General features: G+C 61.2%; 18 protein-coding genes. 10 read left to right on the forward strand and 8 right to left on the reverse strand.

What is annotated here, in order from left to right; genetic code table 11:
• Positions 1–385 precede the first annotated feature (385 nt).
• From VNV36_RS06410 to codA, 4 genes are all read left to right on the forward strand, one after another.
• Entirely contained in the window at positions 386–1465 is a 1080-nt protein-coding gene (locus tag VNV36_RS06410; protein ID WP_325717038.1) for a patatin-like phospholipase family protein, read from the forward strand.
• Between the two features lie 85 nt (positions 1466–1550).
• Entirely contained in the window at positions 1551–1907 is a 357-nt protein-coding gene (queD, locus tag VNV36_RS06415) for a 6-carboxytetrahydropterin synthase QueD (RefSeq protein WP_007915588.1), read from the forward strand.
• Between the two features lie 448 nt (positions 1908–2355).
• On the forward strand, positions 2356–3627 hold the full coding sequence (codB, locus tag VNV36_RS06420) for a cytosine permease (RefSeq protein ID WP_325717039.1): 1272 nt from the start codon (positions 2356–2358) through the stop codon (positions 3625–3627).
• 13 nt (positions 3628–3640) lie between these two features.
• Positions 3641–4876, forward strand: a complete 1236-nt coding sequence (codA, locus tag VNV36_RS06425) for a cytosine deaminase (RefSeq protein ID WP_325717040.1) — start codon at positions 3641–3643, stop codon at positions 4874–4876.
• Positions 4877–5031: 155 nt separating this feature from the next.
• Here the strand turns inward: codA and VNV36_RS06430 are convergent, their stop codons facing one another.
• On the reverse strand, positions 5032–6012 hold the full coding sequence (locus VNV36_RS06430) for a diaminopimelate epimerase (protein ID WP_325717041.1): 981 nt from the start codon (positions 6010–6012) through the stop codon (positions 5032–5034).
• 254 nt (positions 6013–6266) lie between these two features.
• Between VNV36_RS06430 and VNV36_RS06435 the strand changes: the two genes are divergently transcribed.
• Positions 6267–7418, forward strand: coding sequence for an MFS transporter (locus VNV36_RS06435; protein ID WP_325717042.1), 1152 nt, complete (start codon positions 6267–6269; stop codon positions 7416–7418).
• A gap of 89 nt (positions 7419–7507) precedes the next feature.
• On the opposite strand, the gene VNV36_RS06440 is transcribed toward VNV36_RS06435, so the two are convergent.
• From VNV36_RS06440 to VNV36_RS06455, 4 genes are all read right to left on the reverse strand, one after another.
• Positions 7508–9934, reverse strand: coding sequence for a TonB-dependent siderophore receptor (locus tag VNV36_RS06440; protein ID WP_325717043.1), 2427 nt, complete (start codon positions 9932–9934; stop codon positions 7508–7510).
• A 98-nt stretch (positions 9935–10032) separates the two neighbouring features.
• Positions 10033–11016 (reverse strand): FecR family protein, encoded by a 984-nt coding sequence (locus VNV36_RS06445; protein ID WP_325717044.1) that lies wholly within the window; start codon positions 11014–11016, stop codon positions 10033–10035.
• Positions 11017–11104: 88 nt separating this feature from the next.
• The gene (locus VNV36_RS06450) at positions 11105–11596 is read right to left on the reverse strand and encodes a sigma-70 family RNA polymerase sigma factor (protein WP_325717045.1); all 492 of its coding nucleotides are present in this window, start codon (positions 11594–11596) and stop codon (positions 11105–11107) included.
• Between the two features lie 51 nt (positions 11597–11647).
• Entirely contained in the window at positions 11648–12790 is a 1143-nt protein-coding gene (locus VNV36_RS06455) for an MFS transporter (protein WP_325717046.1), read from the reverse strand.
• 96 nt (positions 12791–12886) lie between these two features.
• Here VNV36_RS06455 and VNV36_RS06460 point away from each other — a divergent pair, with 96 nt between their 5' ends.
• The 3 genes from VNV36_RS06460 to VNV36_RS06470 all read left to right on the forward strand — a co-directional run bounded on the left by VNV36_RS06460 (position 12887) and on the right by VNV36_RS06470 (position 16445).
• Positions 12887–13678, forward strand: coding sequence for an AraC family transcriptional regulator (locus VNV36_RS06460; protein ID WP_325717047.1), 792 nt, complete (start codon positions 12887–12889; stop codon positions 13676–13678).
• A gap of 68 nt (positions 13679–13746) precedes the next feature.
• Positions 13747–14856: an HlyD family secretion protein gene (locus tag VNV36_RS06465; RefSeq protein ID WP_325717048.1), complete on the forward strand. Its 1110-nt coding sequence runs from the start codon at positions 13747–13749 to the stop codon at positions 14854–14856.
• On the forward strand, positions 14853–16445 hold the full coding sequence (locus VNV36_RS06470; protein WP_325717049.1) for a DHA2 family efflux MFS transporter permease subunit: 1593 nt from the start codon (positions 14853–14855) through the stop codon (positions 16443–16445). The genes VNV36_RS06465 and VNV36_RS06470 overlap by 4 nt, the downstream gene beginning before the upstream one ends.
• 109 nt (positions 16446–16554) lie before the next feature.
• Here the strand turns inward: VNV36_RS06470 and VNV36_RS06475 are convergent, their stop codons facing one another.
• Positions 16555–16995, reverse strand: coding sequence for a carboxymuconolactone decarboxylase family protein (locus tag VNV36_RS06475; RefSeq protein ID WP_042609087.1), 441 nt, complete (start codon positions 16993–16995; stop codon positions 16555–16557).
• A 190-nt stretch (positions 16996–17185) separates the two neighbouring features.
• Here VNV36_RS06475 and VNV36_RS06480 point away from each other — a divergent pair, with 190 nt between their 5' ends.
• Complete coding sequence (locus VNV36_RS06480) at positions 17186–17518, forward strand: hypothetical protein (protein ID WP_325717050.1); 333 nt, start codon at positions 17186–17188, stop codon at positions 17516–17518.
• 159 nt (positions 17519–17677) lie between these two features.
• Here the strand turns inward: VNV36_RS06480 and VNV36_RS06485 are convergent, their stop codons facing one another.
• A complete protein-coding gene (locus tag VNV36_RS06485; RefSeq protein WP_325717051.1) occupies positions 17678–19246 on the reverse strand; it encodes a sensor domain-containing diguanylate cyclase in 1569 nt (522 codons plus the stop codon).
• A 288-nt stretch (positions 19247–19534) separates the two neighbouring features.
• Entirely contained in the window at positions 19535–20203 is a 669-nt protein-coding gene (locus tag VNV36_RS06490; RefSeq protein WP_325717052.1) for a ribonuclease T2, read from the reverse strand.
• Between the two features lie 164 nt (positions 20204–20367).
• Here VNV36_RS06490 and VNV36_RS06495 point away from each other — a divergent pair, with 164 nt between their 5' ends.
• On the forward strand, positions 20368–20838 hold the full coding sequence (locus tag VNV36_RS06495; protein ID WP_325717053.1) for a hypothetical protein: 471 nt from the start codon (positions 20368–20370) through the stop codon (positions 20836–20838).
• Positions 20839–20886: the final 48 nt, after the last annotated feature.

The following is a 20886-nucleotide window of genomic DNA, read 5'->3' on the forward strand; positions in this document are numbered from 1 at the left end:
AATTCCTTATCGGCGCTTTGGGTAGAAGGGGCGGGAGGAGAAGTCTCCCACGGTCTGTACTGGTCAGAGTCAGAATCGAGTCTGTAGTCCCGCCCACCCCTTCAAGTCTAAACATACAAGCGAGCCTGCTCGCGAAGGCGGAGTGTCAGTTGCAACTATGTTTCTGAACCATCGCTTTCGCGAGCAGGCTCGCTCCCACATGATTTTGCGTCTGACACAAAATCCATGAACACCTTGCCCCCCTGTAGGAGTGAGGCTGCTCGCGATAGCGGTGTATCAGCCAACACATTTGGCACTGATACATCGCTATCGCGAGCAGGCTCACTCCAACAAGGGCAAGCGACATAGGCTTATAATTCGCAGCTTGCTAACGATCGAGAACGGTATGACCGCCATCCACATCAAATTCCCCGCCCTCACCCTCAAGGCCGGCCCGCGGGCCATGGCGCGGATTCGTGCGCAGGGCTTGCACGCTGCTGACGTCGGCACGCTGCCCGGCGCGGCCGGTGGGCCGAAGGCGCTGGGGATCCAGGGTCTCGATGTGGCGTTGTTCGGCGAATGGCTACCGAGCGCACCGCGCGAGCGTTCGCTGATCGGCGCCTCGGTCGGCTCCTGGCGCTTCGCCAGCGCCTGCCTGCCGGACGCCGCCGAAGGCATTCGTCGCCTCGGTCAGCTGTACGCCGAGCAGCATTTCAACAAAGGCGTAACCATGGCTGAAATCAGCCAGAGTTCGCAGCGCATGCTCAACGACCTGCTCGACGGCCGCGACGCGAGCATTCTCGACAACGCGCATTACCGCCTGAACATCATGGTGGTGAAAAGCCAGGGCCGCCTCGCCGAAGACCATCGCGGGCGGCTCGGTCTGGCGCTGGGCTCGGTGATCGCCGACAACCTGCGTGGTCGCGCACGGCTGGCGCGGCACTTCGAACGGCTGATCATTCACGATCCGCGCCTGGCACCGCCGCTCGATGCCTTGACCGATTTCCCCTCGCGTTTCGTCGCGCTCAATACCGGCAACCTGCGCCAGGCCTTGCTGGCTTCCGGGTCGATTCCGATGGTCATGCAAGGCGTACGGGACTTGCCTGGCGCCGGTGCGGGCACGTTCCGTGACGGCGGCTTGCTCGACTATCACCTCGATCTGCCCTACAGCGGCGATGGCATCGTGCTATATCCGCACTTCACTGACCGGGTGATTCCCGGCTGGTTCGACAAGACGCTGCCATGGCGCCGCGCTTCGGTGCAGCGTCTGCAGGATGTGCTGCTGGTCGCGCCATCGAAGGAATATCTGGCGCGCCTGCCCTACGGCAAACTGCCCGACCGTAACGACTTCAAACGCTTTATGGGCGATGCGCCGGGCCGGCAGAAATACTGGCACGCGGCGATGGACGAGAGCCGCCGCCTGGGCGACGAGTTTCTCGAACTGACGGCCAACGGTCGCCTCGCCGACCGCTTGCTGACCCTTTAGTCAGCACGGCCAAAGACAAGCTGATAAACTCGCCGCCTGCCCGAATCGCTGCGGCGAACGCCATCTGAACAGAGCCGAAAATACCGTGGAAATCTTCAAGGAATTTACTTTCGAATCCGCCCATCGTCTGCCGCACGTCCCGGACGGCCACAAGTGCGGGCGCCTGCACGGTCACTCGTTCAAGGTTGCGCTGCACCTGAGCGGCGACCTTGATCCGCACACCGGCTGGATTCGCGACTTCTCCGAGATCAAAGCGATTTTCAAGCCGCTGTACGAGCGCCTCGATCACAACTACCTGAACGACATTCCCGGCCTGGAAAACCCGACCAGCGAAGTGCTGGCAAAATTCATCTGGAATGAAATGAAGCCATTGCTCCCGGAGCTGAGCGCGATCCGCATTCACGAGACGTGCACCAGCGGGTGCATTTATCGCGGGGAATAATTTGTGAGAGCGAGCCTGCTTGCGAATACGGTTGGCCAATTACATTTATGTTGGCTGATGTACCGCTTTCGCGAGCAGGCTCGCTCCCACAAGGGAACTCCGTTGATTCACACAAACAGCCTTTACGGCTGTTTTTTTATGCCTATGCTGTCCGCTCTCCCGCCAAGAGGACCGGCCCCTGACGCCATTGTCGCCGCCCTCATGCGCTTTCTCTGACCCACTCAGATCCCCCTGTAGGAGCTGCCGAAGGCTGCGATCTTTTGATCTTGTTTTTTAAAATCAAAAGATCGCAGCCTACGGCAGCTCCTACATTGGGCTTCGGTGTGTTCAGGTGCACTGTTTTCGCGCCGAACCACCTCACTCGTCTACACGCAACCCCTGTCGTACGGTGTTTGGCACGACCGCTGCAACCCTCCTGCGTCTTCTCCCTTCCAGCAAGGACTGCCCCATGACGCAGAACGCCCCCGGCAACGATTACCCGCTCAGTGAAGTGCCGATGCATGCGCGCAAAGGCCTGGCCTCGACGGCGATGGTGTTACTGGGCTTCACGTTTTTCACCGCGACCATGTTTGCCGGCGGCAAGCTGGGAGTCGCCTTCGGTTTCGCCGAGATGATGACGGTGATCATCGTCGGCAATCTGCTGCTCGGCCTGTACGCGGCGGGCCTGGGTTACATCGCCTTCACGAGCGGTCTCAATTCGGTGCTGATGGGCCGTTTCTGCTTCGGCGAAGTCGGCAGCAAGCTCAGCGACCTGATTCTCGGATTCACCCAGATCGGTTGGTATGCCTGGGGCACCGCGACGGCGGCGGTGGTGATCGGCAAGTATTTCAATCTGGATGAAAGCACCGTGCTGGCCTTGATGATGCTGTTTGGCCTGGGCTTCTGCGCCACGGCGTACATCGGTTATCGCGGACTGGAAATTCTCTCGTACATTGCGGTGCCGGCGATGATGTTGCTGCTGATGCTGTCGATGTGGGTGGCGACGGTAAAGGTCGGCGGTTTCGAGGGATTGCTCAACGTGGTGCCAACGGGTTCGCTGGACTGGTCGACGGCGATCACCCTGGTGTTCGGTACTTTCGTCAGCGGCGCGACGCAAGCAACCAACTGGACGCGTTTCTCCCGTTCGGCACGGGTGGCTGTGCTGGCCAGCCTGATCGGTTTTTTCATCGGCAACGGCCTGATGGTGCTGATCGGCGCGTACGGTGCGATCGTCTATCAGCAACCGGATGTGGTCGAAGTGCTGTTGTTGCAAGGCTTCGCCATGGCCGCGATGGCCATGCTCTTGCTGAACATCTGGAGCACGCAGGACAACACCATCTACAACTTCGCCGTGGCCGGCTGCAACCTGCTGCGCACCGGCCGGCGCAAGACCGTAACCCTCGGCGGTGCGGTGATCGGCACCCTGCTCGCCCTGCTGGGCATGTACGACATGCTGGTGCCGTATCTGATCCTGCTCGGCACGGTGATTCCGCCGATTGGCGGGGTGATCATGGCTGACTTCTTCTATCGCTGGCGCGGGCATTATCCGCGTCTGGCCGACGCACGGTTGCCGGCGTTCAACTGGCCGGGGCTCGGGGCCTACGGCGTGGGCACTGTCGCCGCGTTCAGTTCGCCTTGGGTCGCGCCGCTGGTAGGCATCGCCGCTGCCGCGCTAACGTATGTCATCGTCACCGGTCTGCTCGGCGCCCGTCGCCTCAGCGCACCACTACAAGACTTATAAAAGGATTCGCCTGATGCACATCATCAACGCCCGACTGCGCAACCAGGAAGGCCTGCACGAATTGCACCTTGAAGATGGCCTGATTCACAGCATCGCCCGCCAGACCGAAGCGCCGACCCTCGGCCCGAACGATCTCGACGCTGGCGGCAATCTGGTAGTGCCGCCGTTCGTCGAGCCGCATATTCACCTCGACGCCACCCTCACTGCCGGCGAGCCGCGCTGGAACATGAGCGGCACGCTGTTCGAAGGCATCGAGTGCTGGGGCGAGCGCAAGGTCACCATCACCGAAGAAGACACCAAAACCCGCGCCAGGAAGACCATTCAGGCGCTGGCCGCCCACGGCATCCAGCACGTGCGCACCCACGTCGACGTCACCGACCCGCAACTCACCGCGCTCAAAGCCATGCTCGAAGTGCGCGAGCAAAGCCGTCACCTGATCGATCTGCAGATCGTCGCGTTCCCGCAGGAAGGCATCGAGTCGTTCCGCAACGGTCGCGAGCTCATGGAAGAAGCGATCCGCATGGGCGCCGACGTGGTCGGCGGCATTCCGCATTTCGAATACACCCGTGATCAGGGCGTCAGTTCGGTGAAGTTTCTGATGGACCTGGCCGAGCGCACCGGTTGCCTGGTCGACGTGCATTGCGACGAGACCGACGACCCGCATTCGCGTTTTCTCGAAGTGCTTGCCGAAGAAGCGCGCAGCCGCGACATGGGCGCGCGCGTCACCGCCAGCCACACCACGGCGATGGGCTCATACGACAACGCCTACTGCGCCAAGCTGTTCCGTCTGCTCGGGCATTCCGGGATCAGTTTCGTTTCGTGCCCGACCGAAAGCATCCACTTGCAGGGCCGCTTCGACAACTTCCCGAAACGCCGGGGCGTCACCCGTGTCAACGAATTGCTCGAGGCCGGCATGAACGTGTGTTTCGGCCAGGATTCCATCGTCGACCCGTGGTATCCACTGGGCAACGGCAACATCCTGCGCGTGCTCGAAGCCGGCCTGCACATCTGCCACATGCTCGGTTATCGCAACCTGCAAAGTGCGCTGGATCTGGTCACCGACAACAGCGCCAAAGCCATGCACTTGGGCGAGCGTTACGGACTGGAACAGGGCCGCCCGGCGAACCTGCTGATTCTGTCGGCGGATAGTGATTACGAAGTGATCCGCAGCCAGGGCCTGCCGCTGTATTCGATTCGCGGCGGCAAGGTGTTGATGAAGCGGCAAATGCCGGTGGTGGAGTTCAGCTGAGACTTGCGCTGAGTCGAATGCAAATATTCCATTCGCCACAAACACTGTAGGAGTGAGCCTGCGCGCGATAGCGTTCTTTCAGTCGATAGAAATGTGGCTGACACACCGCCATCGCGAGCAGGCTCACTCCTACAAGAGCATCGCTAGTGGCCGAATCAATCAATCAACCGCGCCGTGCCAAACAACCTCACCCGCAGCAATTCTGCTTCTGAAACCTCAAGCAAAACCGGTGCAGTGCCGCCAGGCATGATCACTTGCACTTCCCCCGCCCCGACCCAACCCACCCGCCACGCCGCACATGCCACCGCACTGGCGCTGGTGCCGGAAGATGCGGTCGGCCCCTCGCCACGCTCGAATACCCGGGCGAGGATTTTCTGCGGCGAGGCCAGCGCGGCCCATTGCAGATTGACGCCCGCCGGGCAGGGATTTCCGGCACCGATGGGCATGGCATAGGCAATTGCGGTCAGCCGTTCGTTCAGGGGCGATTCACGCATCTGTTCGTTGCTCGGCAAAGCGGCCGCATCGCCGAGCAGCGTTACGCAGTGGGGATTGCCGATGCGTACGAATTGACTGTGGATCCAGTCGGGATCGAGTTGTGCCAGGGGCAGGACCTGGCTGACTTCCCGGTTATTGAACTGAATGCTCTCAACCGCCTGCGCGCTTACGGCTTGCGGGCCGAATCCGGGCTGGCCGAGGTCGAGCCAGAAACCGCGCACGCCTTCGACCTCGGCCGGTTTCACCGAGGTTTCCAGCGCCTCGCCCTTGGCATGATGAACGCGCAGCACTGCACCCTCCTCCGGCATCAGGCCTTGCTCGGTCAACGCTTGAGAGAAAATCGTCAGGCCGTTGCCACTGCGCTCGGCGAGACTGCCGTCGGTGTTGACGATCAGCACATCGAAGGGTGCCGAGGTCTGGAACGGGCCGATGAGCAGGCCGTCGCTGCGGTGGGGTTTGCTGTTGGCAGGACGTTGGCCTTCGGGCCAGTGGCAGCACAGGGCGATGGCCGCTTCGTTCCATTGCTGACGCGACGCGGCGCACTCGGCGGCGCTGGCCGGCAGGGCAATTCCGGCCTCGCGCAAGGCTTGGGGTGAGACCACAGCGTAGATATTGCCCCGTGCGTCGTAGAACCTCGTCATTGCCGACCGTTTCCCTTCGTATTGATGAACGCCACTCTAATGACTAACACAGATCCTGTGGGAGCGACCTTGCTCGCGAATGCGGTGTGTCAGCAGACAGGCCGATATCTGACCTATCGCATTCGCGAGCAAGCTCGCTCCCACAGGTTGTGCTGTGTAACGATGTACGCCGCACCAACCCGACTCTCGTGATCGAACCTCAACGCCGTCAGAATGTCACTCGGGATGCAGTTGTTTTTTTGCCAAGGATCGATATGACCAGCCTCAACCCCCAAGACACTTTCGTCCCCGGACGCCTGCAACAGATGTCCACGCGCATCGCTTTTTTCATTGCTGGCCTCGGCATTGCGGCCTGGGCGCCGTTGGTGCCGTACGCCAAGGCGCGGGCCGGGCTGGATGAGGGCACGCTGGGGTTATTGCTGTTGTGCCTGGGTGTCGGCTCGATTCTGGCGATGCCGCTGGCGGGGATTCTTGCCACGCGCTTCGGTTGCCGACGGGTGGCCACCGGCGGCACGTTGCTGATCTGTGCGGCGCTGCCATTGCTGGCCACGGTGTCGTCGATTCCGGCGTTGATTGCCACGCTGTTCATGTTCGGCGCCGGCCTCGGCACCGTGGATTCGACCGTGAATTTGCAAGCAGTGATCGTCGAGCGCGCCAGCGGCAAACACATGATGTCGGGTTTCCATGGTTTGTTCAGCCTGGGCGGCATCGTCGGCGCGGCGGGCGTGAGCGCCCTGCTCGGCCTTGGCCTGACTCCGCTCGCGGCGATGCTGGTAGTGGTCGTGTTGCTGATCGGTGCCTTGCTCAAGTGCGTGCCGCACATGTTGCCCTACGGCAGCGAAAGCACTGGCCCGGCCTTCGCCATACCTCACGGCATCGTGCTGTTCATCGGCGGAATGTGCTTCATCGTTTTCCTCACCGAAGGCGCGGCACTGGACTGGAGCGCGGTATTCCTCGCCCAGGAACGCGGGATCGACACGGCGTACGCCGGCCTGGGTTACGCGGCGTTTGCGCTGACCATGACCGTCGGCCGTTTGCTCGGTGACCGCATCGTGCGCCAGTTGGGCGCGACGCGGATCATTCTGTTCGGCGGTCTGTTAGCGGCGGCGGGTTTGTTTCTCGCCACTTTCGCACCGAGCTGGCAAGCCGCGCTGGTCGGTTACGCGCTGGTCGGCGCCGGCTGCTCGAACATCGTGCCGGTGCTGTACACGGCGGTGGGCAAGCAGACGGTGATGCCGGAAAGCATCGCAGTGCCGGCAATTACCACACTCGGTTATGCAGGAATTCTGGCCGGGCCGGCGGTGATCGGTTTCGTCGCGCACGCCAGCAGTTTGAGTTTTGCTTTTGGGCTGATGGCGATGTTGCTGGTGGCGGTGGCCATCGGCGGGAAAGTCCTGAAGGTCTAAAGCAAAAGATCGCAGCCTTCGGCAGCTCCTACATGGATTTGCGATCCCTTGTAGGAGCTGCCGGAGGCTGCGATCTTTTGATCTATGTTTTAAAAGCCAACGCTGGCCTGCACGAAAAAGGTCCTCGGCGCGCCGACGTACATGCCCGAGTTGTTATCGCTGGAGCGGGTGAAGTACTGCTTGTCGAAGACGTTCTTCACCCCGGCGCCAAGCTTGAGATTGGACACCTGCGGGCCGAAGTCATAGCCGCCGCGCACGTTCCAGGTCACGTAACCCGGAATGTCACCATACTGCCCGTCCGCCGTGCCTTCGGTGATGTAGTTGCCGTTGAAGCTGCCGTCGGCGTTGACACCGGTGCCCGGCGAGCGCTGTTTCGATTGGGCGAAGCCGTCGATGTTCCAGGTCCAGCGATCGATGTCGTAACGCAAACCGACCGTGGCCACTTGCCGCGAGTAGAACGGCAGATCGCGGCCCTTGAAGCCGGGAATCTCGCCTTCATAGGTGGCGCGGGTGTAGGTGAAACCGGCGTTGGCGGTCAGGCCATCGAGGCGCGGGTCGAGCGCGGCCATGTCGTAGTGCACCGAGGCTTCGATGCCTTGGTGTTTGGTCGCACCGAGGTTGGTCCAGCCGATATCGTTGCTGATGTATTGCAACTCGTGATCGAAGTCGATGTAGAACAGCGTCACTTCGCCGCCCCAGACGTCATCGTTGTAGCGCGTGCCGATCTCGTAGGTCTTGGCCTTTTCCGGCTCCAGGCCGCTGGCGGTGTTGTCCCCCGAGCCGCCCTGGCCGAGCTGGAAATACTGCAGGCTGCCAAACGAGGTTTCGTAGTTGGCGAACAGCTTCCAGGCATCGGACAGGTGATACATCACGCTCAGCGCCGGCAGCGGTTCGTTGCTTTCGATGCTGCGGTTTTTCTCCGGCACCGGCCGCCCGGCGGTGTCGAGCACGGCGCGATCATGCCAGTCGGTGCTGATGTGTTCGAAGCGAATGCCCGGGGTGATGGTCCAATTGCCGACATCGATCTTGTTGTCGACATACACCGAGTTGGCTTCGGTGCCACCGGTGCGATCCTGGAATACATGGCCGTCGGAGGTCGGCGTGACCACCGGCTGGTTGTTGACCAGTGCCAGTCGGCTCGACTCTTCGTGCATCGCCTCTTTCAGGTAGCGATAACCGACGCTGACTTCCTGGGTGGTCGGGCCGACATCGAACACCCGCGACACGCGCGGCTCGATACCGAGGGTGTAGTAGGAACGCGGGAACGAGCTGAGGGTGCGTTGATCGCGGGCGGCGATGGTGCTACCGCGAAAGCTGTCGGTGTAATAGGTGAGAATTTCCGCCTGGGTACGGTCATCGATCTGCCGGATCCACTTGAACGACACGTCCTTGCGCCGACCGCTGAACTGGTCGTAGTCGCGCACCGATTCGTACGGTTTGTCGTCGTACTGGCGCTGCGTCAGGCCGCCGGGCATGTCGGCGCTGGCGTCGTAGTAGTGGAAGTTGAGACTGAAGTCGTCCTGATCGGTCGGCGCCCAATGGGTCTTGAGCAACACGTCGTCGATGTCGTTGCCGTTGTTGCGCTCGCGGTAGCCACGACCGTTGACGCCGGAATACAACAGCGCGACGCCCATGCCGTTGTCGGCGGTGCCGCCCAGGAACGCGGTGTCGATGTGTTTCCAGCCGCCGTACCGGGTGGTCTCCAGGGTGGTGCCGATTTCACCCGTGGTTTTTTCCGGGATCGCGCGGGTCACGAAATTGATCACGCCGCCGACGTTCTGCGGCCCGTAACGTACCGAGCCGGCGCCGCGCACCACGTCGATGCTGTCGAGGTTGCCCGAGGAAATCGGTGCCATCGACAGTTGCGGCTGGCCATAGGGTGCAAACGCTGCCGGCACGCCGTCGATCAACACAGTGGAGCGTGGCGACAGGCGCGACGTCAGACCGCGCACGCCGACGTTAAGGGAAATGTCGCTGCCGCCAGTGCCGTTGGAATCCTGCACCTGTACACCGGGCACGCGCTTGAGCACGTCGCTGACGTTCATCGCGCCTTGCTCGACCATCGCTTCGCGGCGAATCACCGTACGTGCGCCTGGGTGGTTCTGCACCACCGCCGCATTGGCGTCACCGAGCCAGTCACCGACCACTTTGATGTCGGTCACGCCCAGCTCCAGCGGGCCATTGCTGGCAGCGGCAGTCGCGGCCGGCGCGAGTGTCACCGAGCCTTCGTTGATCTGGTAATCGAGGCCGCTGCCCTGCAGCAACTGCCGCAGCGCCTGCTCCGGCGAAACGTCACCGTCGACCGCCGGTGCCTGTTTGCCCGCCACCAGTTCGGGGCTGAAGAACACCTGCAGCGAAGTTTGCTGGCCCAGTTCGCTCAAGGCCTGGCCCAACGGCTGCGCGCGGATATGAATGGCTTCAGCGGCAAACGCCAGCGGCATCGCTGCACTGACCGCCAGCGCGAGAGCCAGCGGCAACCAGGGGGATTTTTTATTGTGGGTGGTGGTGATGTTCACGTCGTACGGAGTCCTGTGGATCGCAAGAGTGTGCGGCTGTTAATGCAAACCAGTTGCAGTTGAACAGGAAGACGATGAACTCGAAAAAAACCTGAATGCTATCTGGAAATTATTTCCTGGCTACCATCGGCGAGGGGGCGCACGGTCACCGGCAGGATGCTCGGCAAGGCTTTGAGCAAGGCGTCGGTGTCGTCGGATTTGAACACGCTGGTCAGGCGCAGGCCGGCCACGCTCGGCTGCGTGACGATCAGCGGCTTGTCACGATAGCGCGACACTTCGGCAGCCACTTCACTGAGGCTGGCGTTGTTGAACACCAGTTTGCCGTTGCGCCAGGCAGTCAGCTGCGCCGGATTGACCGTGTAGGCCGGCTGGACTTTGCCCTCGGCATCGACGACCGTGCCGAGCCCTGCGGTCAGGCTGACGAACAGGTCATCCGGCGCCGCCCTGCCCTGCACTTTCACCGTGCCCTGCTCCACTGCCACGCGGGTCTGCGTGGCATCGCGGCGCACATCGAAACGCGTACCGGTGACCGTGACCTTGCCGCTGCCGGCCTCGACAATGAACGGGCGCGAGGCATCGTGTTCGACGCTGAACATCGCCTCGCCCGCGCTCAATTCGATGATGCGTCGATCCCGTTCATAGCGCACTTGCAAGCGGCTGCGGCTGTTCAGGTCGAGCACCGAACCGTCCGGCAACGCCACGTGCTTACGCTCGCCCGGTGCCGTGGCGAACTCGGCGCGGTAAGTGCCCGGATGATTCAGCCCACTGAACAGCCCGAGTCCCAGCGCAACGGCCAACACACTTGCAGCGGCCGCATAACGCAGCAACGGCCGTCGTTCGGGGCGAGGTCGCGGGGTTTCAGCAAGCGCTTGCAGACGTGGCGTGGACAGCAGGTCTGCCGCCGACCACAAGCCTTGCAGCAGCTGGAATTCTTCGCGATGTTGCGGGTGCTCATTCAGCCAGGCGTCGAAGCGTTGCTGTTCATCGGCGCCGGTATCCGGCTCCTGCAAGCGCACAAACCAGGCCGCCGCCTCGTCACGCACCGACGTTTGCCCACAGGCGCAATCACCAGTCTCCATCATGGAAAGTCCTGTCCGGCTGAGGTTGAGATTCGGCACGGCCCCCTGTAGGAGCTGCCGAAGGCTGCGATCTTTTCGACGTTATACGGCATCACGATTGCAACCCATCCAGCCGCTCACGCAGATGCCGCAGGGTGCGGATCATATACTTTTCGACCATGTTCTTGGACAGCCCCAGGCGTTCGGCGATTTCTGCCTGAGTCAGGCCCTCGATCTTCTGCCAGACGAAGATCTTGCGGCAGTTGAGCGGCAGCTCGGTGAGCGCGCGTTCGATGGAATCGGCCAGCTGGATCGCGTGCATGTAATGCTCCGGGTCGCCCGTGGATGACACGCTCTCATCGATCGCCTCCGACGCCATGGCATTACGCCGATCCTCGCGCCGATAAGCATCGACCGCAATATTGCGCGCCGTCTGGTGCAAATACGCCCGCGGCTGCTGCACCGCCGCCGAATCCGACTCAAGCACTCGCACAAAGGTGTCGTGCGCCAGATCCTCGGCCTGCGCGCGATTGCGCAGGCGGCGAGTCCAGGTGCCGATCAACTCTTCGTAATGCTCGAAAAAGCCGGATCTGCGGGAACGCATGGGGGATGGGCGGCGTGCTGAGGAAAGGGGCGTGAATAGTAATGCTTCCTATTAAGCCCGGCAATTCATTCCTTTGAATGGCAATATCGTGAGCACCAGCGCCACAGCGCTACACGCCATCAATGTTGCTCCCAAGGCCTGAGACCAGCCCGCGAGCATCAGTCCCGCGCCAATCAGCAAGTAATACATCAACCCCAATAACGCGCCGGCGGTGCCCAGACGATCGGCGTAATTCACCAGCGCCAGACCAAGAATGTTGGGAATGGCCATGCCGAATGCCACTACGATCAACACCATCGGCAGCACAAAAACGGCGCTGTCCTGCGATAACCGGACGCCGATGCCACCGGCCAATCCGGACAAGGCTGCAAGCTGAATCAGCTGCATTGCCGTGTACCCGGCCTGCAGCAGACGCTTGTTGAACCACGCGCCAAAACCCGAGCCGAGGGCGAGCAACACACCGCTGTATCCGAACCAGGTTTCGCTCAGACCCAAGCGCTGGAACATGAACGGCGCGAGGCTGTAGTAACTCAACAGCGCAACGTTGAACGAAGCAATCCATAGCGCCGAGCGCCAAATCCCCAAGTCACACAGCATGCACCCGAGAGTTTCAAAGAGACTGATGTCGGGCGTCTGTTGGGGACGAGATTCCGCCAGGCCATACCAACTCCACAACCACAGCAGCCCAGCGAGTAACAACAGCGCGCCCAGCACACCGCGATAACCGAACAGCTGAACCAGAGTGGCGCCGCTGAACAAACCAATTGCCGGGCTCGCCGCGAGCGCGATGCCGACCAGTGAAAAAACCTGCGCCAGCTCGGGGCCCTTGAAGCGGTCACGCAACACGGTTTGCGTAACCACCGACGCCACCGCGGCGCCGAACGCTGCTACACCCTGCACCCACAGCAAGCCCTGGAAACTGCTGACCCGCAGGCCGACCAGCATGGCTGCTGCATAAATCGCCAGACCCGCGAGCATGACCGGACGCCGGCCGAAGCGATCACACCATCGGCCCCACACCACCACACCGAAGGCGAACGCGAGAAAATACACCGACAGGGTCTGGGCCGCTGCTTCCGGGCCGACAGCAAAGACGCGCCCGATGTCCCCCAACGCTGGGCTGTATAACGTTTGCGCAATTTGCGCAAACATCAGCAGCGCAATCGCCAGCGCCAGGAAATTGCGGTTGTTCATCGTTAAAACTCCTCTAAGAAAGCAGAGAAGTTTAAAAACCTGCACTTGGCGTATTATCCGGATCCCGCCAACCTAGCGCTGAAATCGGACAAATCCATGGCCTGGCTCGATGCCCACTCGACGTTTGACGCCGACAGCTTTACCGCTCCGGTAATCGGCCTCGCCTCGACCCTGGGTCAGCATGATTCCGGCGTACACCGTCATCAGCGCGGGCAATTGTTGTACACGCGGCAAGGCTGCATACGGATTACCCTGGCCCAGCAGTTGTGCCTGTTGCCGCCCTCGCGGGCAGCGTGGATTCCCGCCGGAGTCAGCCATCGTGCGGTGATGCAGCAAAGCGTTGATTACCGTTCGATCTACTTGATCGCCGATTTATGTAGCGAATTGCCGCAGCAGGTCTGCGTGATTGAAGTCAGCCCCCTGCTGCGCGCGGTGCTCGAACCCATGGCCACGGCAGCGTTTGCGACTGAATGGCAGCAAGGCAGATTCGCCCATCTGCTCGGGCTGTGCCTGAGTGAAATCGCTGAAGCGGCGCGGCAACCGATGCTGTTGCCATTGCCCCAGGACAAACGTCTGGCGCCGCTCTTGGCGACGCCCGCGCGGCTGCCCCCACCGCTGCATGTGCTGGAACACCAGATTGGCGCCAGCAGCCGCACCATCGGCCGGATCTTCCAGCGTGAGACCGGCATGGGCTATCAGCAATGGCGCCAGCAGTGGCGCTTGATGCGCGCCATCGAGCTGCTCGCCACCGGACGCAGCCTGAGTTATTGCGCGTACGAATTGGGCTTTGCCAGCGACAGCGCTTTCATCGCGTTTTTCAAGTCGTTGACCGGCAGCACGCCGGGCCAGTGGCTCAAGCCAGCAACTGACGATCGGCCACAAAAATAATTTGCGTACAAATATTACTCGCGTCATATTACAGACGTAATAACAAACCGCTTTCAGGTACTGACGCCATGACCAGCATGCCCACTCCCGATCCTGTTCCGGTCAAGACCAGACCCCCTCTGCACAAACGCCTGTTGCTCACCGGCGTTGGTTTATTCGCACTGATTATGGCCGGCATTTATGCCGTGCACTGGTGGAATACCGGGCGGTTTCTCGAGGAAACCGACGATGCCTATATCGGTGGCGATGTCACGGTGATCGGGCCGAAAGTGGCCGGTTATATCGACGAAGTGTTGGTCAGCGACAACCAGTCGGTGAAGGCCGGCGATGTGCTGATCCGTCTCGATGCGCGCGACTATCGTGCCAACCTGGCCAAGGCCGAAGGCGCCGTGGCCGCTGAACAAGCACTGCTGGCCAACCTCGACGCCACCGAACAATTGCAGCACGCGGTGATCGGTCAGGCCCGCGCCGGCATTGATGCGGCGAGCGCAGAAACCGCCCGCTCTCGCGATGACAACACACGTTACAAACGCCTGGTGAGCAGCAACGCGGTGTCGGTGGAAAGTGCGCAGCGCGCCGACGCCACCTTCAAAACGGCGCAAGCCCTGAGCGCCCGCGCCCAAGCGGAACTGCTCGCTGCGCAACGGCAATTGGCGGTCATAGAAACCCAGAAACAACAGGCCCGCGCCGCGCTGCAGCAAGCCCGCGCCGAACGCGATCTGGCGCAACTGAACCTCGGCTACACCGAATTGCGCGCGCCGGTCGATGGGGTGATCGGCAATCGTCGCGCCCGGGTCGGCGCTTATGCCCAGGCCGGCTCGCAGCAACTGTCGGTGGTGCCGGCCAGCGGTCTGTGGGTCGATGCCAATTTCAAGGAAGATCAACTGGCGCGGATGAAACCCGGCCAACGCGTCAGCATCCGCGCCGACGTGCTGTCCGGGCAGGAGTTCCACGGCCGTCTCGACAGTCTCGCCCCCGCTACCGGCTCACTGTTCAGCGTGTTGCCGCCGGAAAACGCCACCGGCAACTTCACCAAAATCGTTCAGCGCGTGCCGGTCAGAATTGTTCTGGATCCCGCCGATGGCGTGCTCGGCCACTTGCGTCCGGGGCTGTCGGTGACCGCTGAAGTCGACACCCGCGTCGAGCCTGAATCCTCCGTCGTGGCCGTCGCGCCATGAGCCCCCGCATCGCCGCTCCTGCGCAACCATTCAACGCGGCGGACATGACCACGGCGACCAAAGTGTTCGCCTTCGCCACCATGTGTATCGGCATGTTCATCGCCCTGCTCGATATTCAGATCGTCTCGGCATCGCTGCGCGATATCGGCGGTGGACTGTCCGCCGGCACCGATGAAACCGCTTGGGTGCAGACCAGTTACCTGATCGCTGAAATCATCGTGATTCCGCTGTCGGGCTGGTTGTCGCGGGTGTTCTCCACGCGCTGGTTGTTCTGCGCCTCGGCAGTCGGCTTCACCCTCGCCAGTTTGCTCTGCGGTCTGGCCTGGAACATCCAGAGCATGATCGCCTTTCGTGCGCTGCAAGGCTTTCTCGGCGGCTCGATGATTCCGCTGGTGTTCACCACCGCATTCTTTTTCTTCACCGGCAAGCAACGGGTGATCGCCGCCGCGACCATCGGTGCGGTGGCTTCGCTGGCACCGACGCTGGGGCCGGTGATCGGCGGCTGGATCACCGACATTTCCTCGTGGCACTGGCTGTTCTACATCAATCTGGTGCCGGGGATTTTCGTCACCGTGGCGGTGCCGATGCTGGTCAGGATCGACCAGCCGGAACTGTCGCTGCTCAAGGGCGCGGATTACCTGAGCATGGTGTTCCTCGCGCTGTTTCTCGGCTGTCTGGAATACACCCTCGAAGAAGGCCCGCGCTGGAACTGGTTCAGCGACCAGACGATCCTCACCACCGCGTGGATCAGTGGCCTTGCCGGCTTGGCCTTCATCGGCCGTACGCTTTACGTGGCTAATCCGATCGTCGATTTGCGAGCCTTGAAAGATCGCAACTTCGCCCTCGGCTGCTTCTTTTCCTTCGTTACCGGCATCGGCCTGTTCGCAACGATTTATCTGACGCCGCTGTTCCTCGGTCGCGTGCGCGGTTACAGCGCGCTGGACATTGGTATGGCGGTTTTTTCCACCGGGGTGTTCCAGATTCTGGCGATTCCGCTGTATGCCTTTCTGGCCAATCGCATCGATCTGCGCTGGATCATGATGCTCGGCCTCGGCTTGTTTGCGTTATCGATGTGGGAATTCAGCCCGATCACCCACGACTGGGGCGCCGGAGAATTGATGCTGCCGCAAGCGCTGCGCGGGATTGCTCAGCAACTGGCTGTGCCACCGGCAGTGACGCTGACTTTAGGTGGATTGGCACCGGCGCGGCTCAAGCACGCCTCGGGGTTGTTCAACCTGATGCGCAACCTCGGTGGTGCGATCGGCATCGCCGCCTGCGCGACCATTCTCAATGACCGCACCAACCTGCATTTCACCCGCTTGGCCGAGCATCTGAACAGCAGCAACGAGGCGATGAATCAGTGGCTGTCGCAGGTCGGGAGCAACTTCGCCAGTCTCGGCCAGAGTGGCGATGTCGGCGTTACGGCCAGCCTGCGCCAACTGTGGCTGGTGACGTATCGCGAAGCGCAGACGCAGACCTACGGCGACACGTTTCTGATGATCATGGTGTGTTTCATCATTGCCACGGCGATGGTGCCCCTGATGCGCAAGGTGCAACCACCGCCGGCGCCGAGCTCTGATGGGCATTGAATATTCCCTGTAGGAGCCGCCGAAGGCTGCGATCTTTTGATCTTGCCTTTTAAAAGCAAAGTCAAAAGATCGCAGCCTTCGGCAGCTCCTACAGGGAATTGTGGGCAGCTTACGCCTGCGGCAGTTTGCGGAAGCCCACCGCCAGGCGATTCCAGCCGTTGATGGTGTTGATTGCCACGGTCAGGTCGACCAGTTCCTTCGGCGAAAACTGCGCAGCCACAACGTCGTAATCTTCGTCCGGCGCATGGGTCAGGCTCAGTTGCGTCAGCGATTCAGTCCACAGCAGCGCCGCACGTTCACGCTCGCTGAAGAACGGCGCTTCACGCCATGCCGTCACCGCGAACAGACGGCGCGGGGTTTCGCCGTCCTTGATCGCATCGGCGGTGTGCATGTCGATGCAGAAGGCGCAGCCGTTGATCTGCGAGGCGCGCAGCTTGACCAGTTCGATCAGGCTCTTTTCCAGCGGCAATTTCGAGACGGCGTTTTCCAGCGCCATCATCGCTTTCAGGGCATCAGGGGAAGCAGTGTAGAAATCGGCACGAGGTTGCATGGTGGACTCCGGGGTAGCGAATGAATGTGTGGCTACGTTAGTCCCCGGGGGTGGTTCGGCAAATAGCCAATATTGCAGAAGAACGGTAGGCCACTTCGCTGCGTCGACTGACCGCTCGTCACTCGATCGGCACCAAGGCCTCGGCGCGCAAGACCAATATCAGGTAATCCCCTTTATCAGGAGACATACCATGATGACGCGCACATTCACTTCGCTGGTGTTGGCCGGTCTGCTTGCCACGGCGTCCGCCGCCAGCTTCGCCGCCAATGACAGCACCGACGCGACGGGCACCAAGTCCGGCGGCCCCACCAGCTCGACCATGCCGCCGGACAACACCCCGGGCTCGCCATCGGGCAGCACCGGCTCCGGCACCAATAACGGCACCGGCACCGGCACTGGTTCGGGTATGGGCTCCGGCACGGGCACCAATGGCGGCGCCAGTGGTTCCGGTTCGGGTGCGGGCGGCGGCACCGGTTCGGCCGGCGGCGGCACTGGCGGTGCGGGCGGTGGCACTGGCGGCTGAACGAACAAGAGCCATCCCAGATAGCCCTGAGTCCATCACGGACCAATGTGGGAGCGAGCCTGCTCGCGAAAGCGGTCTGTCAGCCAACAACGATTCAAGCTGACACTCCGATTCGCGAGCAGGCTCGCTCCCACTTTTGATTCATGTTGATTGAAATAATCAGCGATCCGAGCGCATCAGCTCGACAATTCCTTCCTCCGGCGCAAACACTGCCGCGCGATTGCGCCCGGCGTTTTTCGCCTGATACAACGCCGCATCGGCGCGCTGGATAAACACTTGCGGACTGTCGTTGCCATGGGGAATGAATGAGTAACAGCCCAGACTCACGGTGAGATAACCGGTCGGCGATCCGCTGTGGATGATGTGCTTGTCGATCACGCTGCGGCGTATCTGCCCGGCAATCGCCAGTGCACCGTTGATGTCCGTGTCCGGCAGCAGCACGGCGAATTCCTCACCGCCATAACGCACCGCCAGATCCGATTTGCGCTGACAGCAAGTCTTCACCACCTGCGCCACTTGCGCCAGGCATTGATCGCCGGCGACATGACCATAAGCGTCGTTGTAACGCTTGAAGAAATCGATATCGAGCATGATCAGGCTGACCGGGCTGACCTGCCTCGCGCCACGGGCGAATTCGATTTCCAGCGAGCGCTCGAACAAGCGTCGGTTGGCCAGGCCGGTAAGGCTGTCGTGGGTGGCGATCTGCTCCAGTGCCAGTTGCGCCTTGCGCAGGTTTTTCTCGATGCGTTCCCCGTCGCGCACTTGATGGATGAACACCCAGCCGAACAGACCGATGCCCAGAATCACCAAGGCGACAATGACACTCGACTGAAAGGCCCGCTCGTGCCAGCCCTGCAGAATCGTGTCTTGCGAGGTGGCGGCGGACACCACCAGCGGATACGAGGCGAGCTGGCGATAGCCATACAAGCGGGTCACGCCGTCGACCACCGAATTGAGCATCGCCGTGCCCGCGTTAGCGTTGGGCAACAGGGTTCGATAGATCTCGCCGTGAACCACCGAGGTATTGATCAACGCTTCGTCGAAGGGGCGTCGTGCCAGCAGGGTGCCATCAGTCAACGCCAGAAACATGATGCCGCTGTCGTCGAGGCTGAAGCTTTCGAAGAACTGATCGAAGTACGACATGCGGATGCCGGCCAACAGCACGCCGTGGAAATTGCCGGCGTGATCGTTGACGCGTCTGGAAATGGGAATGATCCACTCGCCATTTTCGCGGCTGCGAATCGCCGGGCCGATGTGCGCGACGGTCGAGGCATTTTGCTGATGAAATCGGAAATACTCGCGATCGGCCACACCGTTGCCACGGGGCAGATCGGCGAACGAGGTAATGACCCATTGGCCTTCGCGATCGAAGAGAAAAATGCCGTGCAACTGATCCAGTTGCTGCGCGCGACGGGCGAAGATCCTCTGCAAACGCGGTCGCTGCGCAGCGCCGTAACCATCGTCCTGAATCCAGTCGACCAGACTGGTAATCACCAGGTCCGCCGCCAGCACCGTATCCTCGGCCTGCTGCGCCATGGCCCGGGTCAGGTTGCTCGAAGCCGTCTTCGCCACCGCCAGATCCTGACGTCGCGACTGCTCCAGTTGCAGGTACAACAGGCCGCACAGGCACAGGCTCACCGCAACGATAAACAACACCGCCGCTTTGCGTAGCGGCAGCCGCTTGAGCGTGCCGGGGGCCTGATGCGGATCGTGAATGGGGATTGGCAAAAGCATGTCCTGGGCAGGTACGACAGGGGCGCGAGCCCGAAACCCTTGTGTTTGTGAGCGTAGCCCACCGGGGTGCGCCGGGCAAACGCCCGCCTCCCGCCCGGTTATCGGCGCGTCGCGAGTTTGGATGATCGCTGATCGTCGATTTATTTTCGATTGCTGCTTTACGGTTAATTCGTTGTGCTGGGCCGGACGCCGCGTTGGGCGGGCCGGATAGGCACTTCAAAACATCAGGCAGAAAAAAGGCGCTCATGGGAGCGCCAGTTTTTCATTGATCGTTACGGATACTTACCTTGCCGGTGGCACCCGAATATCCCCCGCGCGGCACTGAGTCTTCACCCCTTTGCCACACGCGCCAAACTGCAGATCCTTGCCCATGCACACCCGCACTTCCGAGAGCTGCGGGCCGCTGCAGACCACTGCAATGCCGTCAGCCGGAATACCCGGATTGGCCTTGCGAAACAGATCGGCTATTTCCTGCGCTTCGAAGTAGTAGGACGTCGAGCCAAACGGTTGCAATTCCTGCGGAATCTTCACAGCGCCGAGAGCCTGATCGGACTTCTCCAGATAACCCATCGCGCCGAGACCACTGCAAGTGCCGTGCTTGGACCATTCGTGATCAAGGAGTTTTTTCGTTGGGTACATCGTCAGGCCCTTGCTGGTTTCTGCCGCCGATAGCGTTGTCAGCGGCGGGCAGGATTGCGGCCAGCCGCCCTTGGCATATTGCGGCCACAAACCGTGCAGGACAAAACCATAACCCTTGCCGGTGCATTGCGCGTCGTCCTTGTGAGTTAGACAAAAAGTCGGCGACCAGGACAACGCCAGCAAATAGTAATCGAACACCCCCGCTACCGATTCCGCCTGAGCTTTGTTCGATGACGACTGACGCGCCGAACTCACGCCGATGCTACCGGCTGTCAGCGCGATCACTGCCAGAATTGTAAACAGCTTTTTCATTAACCCATTCCTTGGGACGCCTGCGTCCGTGGTTTTCGTTGTTGGCCAGGCTTGGCCAGTGCTGATTTCGACACGCTTGTATTGCAAGCGCATGACGCAAGGCAAGGCCCTGCATCGTTCAAAGGTCTACGCTGAACAGGCAGACATCCAACAAGGGAACCGACATGAGTAAAGCAGACGAACTCGCCGCCAGACTCAAGCAGACACGTCACACCCAGGCTGATGCGGCGCTGGAAATCGATTGCTGGCCTGCTCAGGTATACGACTTGTACCACCGCATCGAAACCTGGCTACAGCCAGTCACCGAAGTAGGACTGAAGATTCGGCGAAATCCTACGCACGTTTGCGAAAGTTCGCCGGACGGCGAAAGCCATGACTACGCTATTGATCAACTGGTGATCGAAGCCAACCATCACAGCCTGACGTTCGATCCGATTGCGCGGTTTACCGAGGATGGCGCCGGGCGCGTGCAGATTACGCTGGAAGACCGGAACACCTATCTGCTGCGCACCGTAGATGAACACCACGAAAGCCACTGGTGGTTGCAGACGGTTGAAACAGGTCAGGAGCTGGATGCCATTGCCTTGACCGAAAATAATCTGCTGCAAGTGGTCCAGGAGGGGTTGGGACTTTAGCTCCTCGCTTTTCGTGACTGCGATACCCGCCCCGCTGATATGGCCAGC

Source organism: Pseudomonas sp., from assembly GCF_035554175.1.
GTDB lineage: Bacteria > Pseudomonadota > Gammaproteobacteria > Pseudomonadales > Pseudomonadaceae > Aquipseudomonas.

What these genes read in the sequence shown, in the direction of transcription:
- VNV36_RS06480 (WP_325717050.1), top strand. Translation starts at nt 17,186, where the DNA reads ATGATGACGCGCACATTCACTTCGCTGGTGTTGGCCGGTCTGCTTGCC.
- VNV36_RS06470 (WP_325717049.1), top strand. Translation starts at nt 14,853, where the DNA reads ATGAGCCCCCGCATCGCCGCTCCTGCGCAACCATTCAACGCGGCGGAC.
- VNV36_RS06455 (WP_325717046.1), bottom strand. Translation starts at nt 12,790, where the DNA reads ATGAACAACCGCAATTTCCTGGCGCTGGCGATTGCGCTGCTGATGTTT.
- VNV36_RS06490 (WP_325717052.1), bottom strand. Translation starts at nt 20,203, where the DNA reads ATGAAAAAGCTGTTTACAATTCTGGCAGTGATCGCGCTGACAGCCGGT.
- VNV36_RS06450 (WP_325717045.1), bottom strand. Translation starts at nt 11,596, where the DNA reads ATGCGTTCCCGCAGATCCGGCTTTTTCGAGCATTACGAAGAGTTGATC.
- codB (WP_325717039.1), top strand. Translation starts at nt 2,356, where the DNA reads ATGACGCAGAACGCCCCCGGCAACGATTACCCGCTCAGTGAAGTGCCG.
- VNV36_RS06495 (WP_325717053.1), top strand. Translation starts at nt 20,368, where the DNA reads ATGAGTAAAGCAGACGAACTCGCCGCCAGACTCAAGCAGACACGTCAC.
- VNV36_RS06475 (WP_042609087.1), bottom strand. Translation starts at nt 16,995, where the DNA reads ATGCAACCTCGTGCCGATTTCTACACTGCTTCCCCTGATGCCCTGAAA.
- VNV36_RS06435 (WP_325717042.1), top strand. Translation starts at nt 6,267, where the DNA reads ATGACCAGCCTCAACCCCCAAGACACTTTCGTCCCCGGACGCCTGCAA.
- codA (WP_325717040.1), top strand. Translation starts at nt 3,641, where the DNA reads ATGCACATCATCAACGCCCGACTGCGCAACCAGGAAGGCCTGCACGAA.
- VNV36_RS06460 (WP_325717047.1), top strand. Translation starts at nt 12,887, where the DNA reads ATGGCCTGGCTCGATGCCCACTCGACGTTTGACGCCGACAGCTTTACC.
- VNV36_RS06465 (WP_325717048.1), top strand. Translation starts at nt 13,747, where the DNA reads ATGACCAGCATGCCCACTCCCGATCCTGTTCCGGTCAAGACCAGACCC.
- VNV36_RS06430 (WP_325717041.1), bottom strand. Translation starts at nt 6,012, where the DNA reads ATGACGAGGTTCTACGACGCACGGGGCAATATCTACGCTGTGGTCTCA.
- VNV36_RS06445 (WP_325717044.1), bottom strand. Translation starts at nt 11,016, where the DNA reads ATGATGGAGACTGGTGATTGCGCCTGTGGGCAAACGTCGGTGCGTGAC.
- VNV36_RS06410 (WP_325717038.1), top strand. Translation starts at nt 386, where the DNA reads ATGACCGCCATCCACATCAAATTCCCCGCCCTCACCCTCAAGGCCGGC.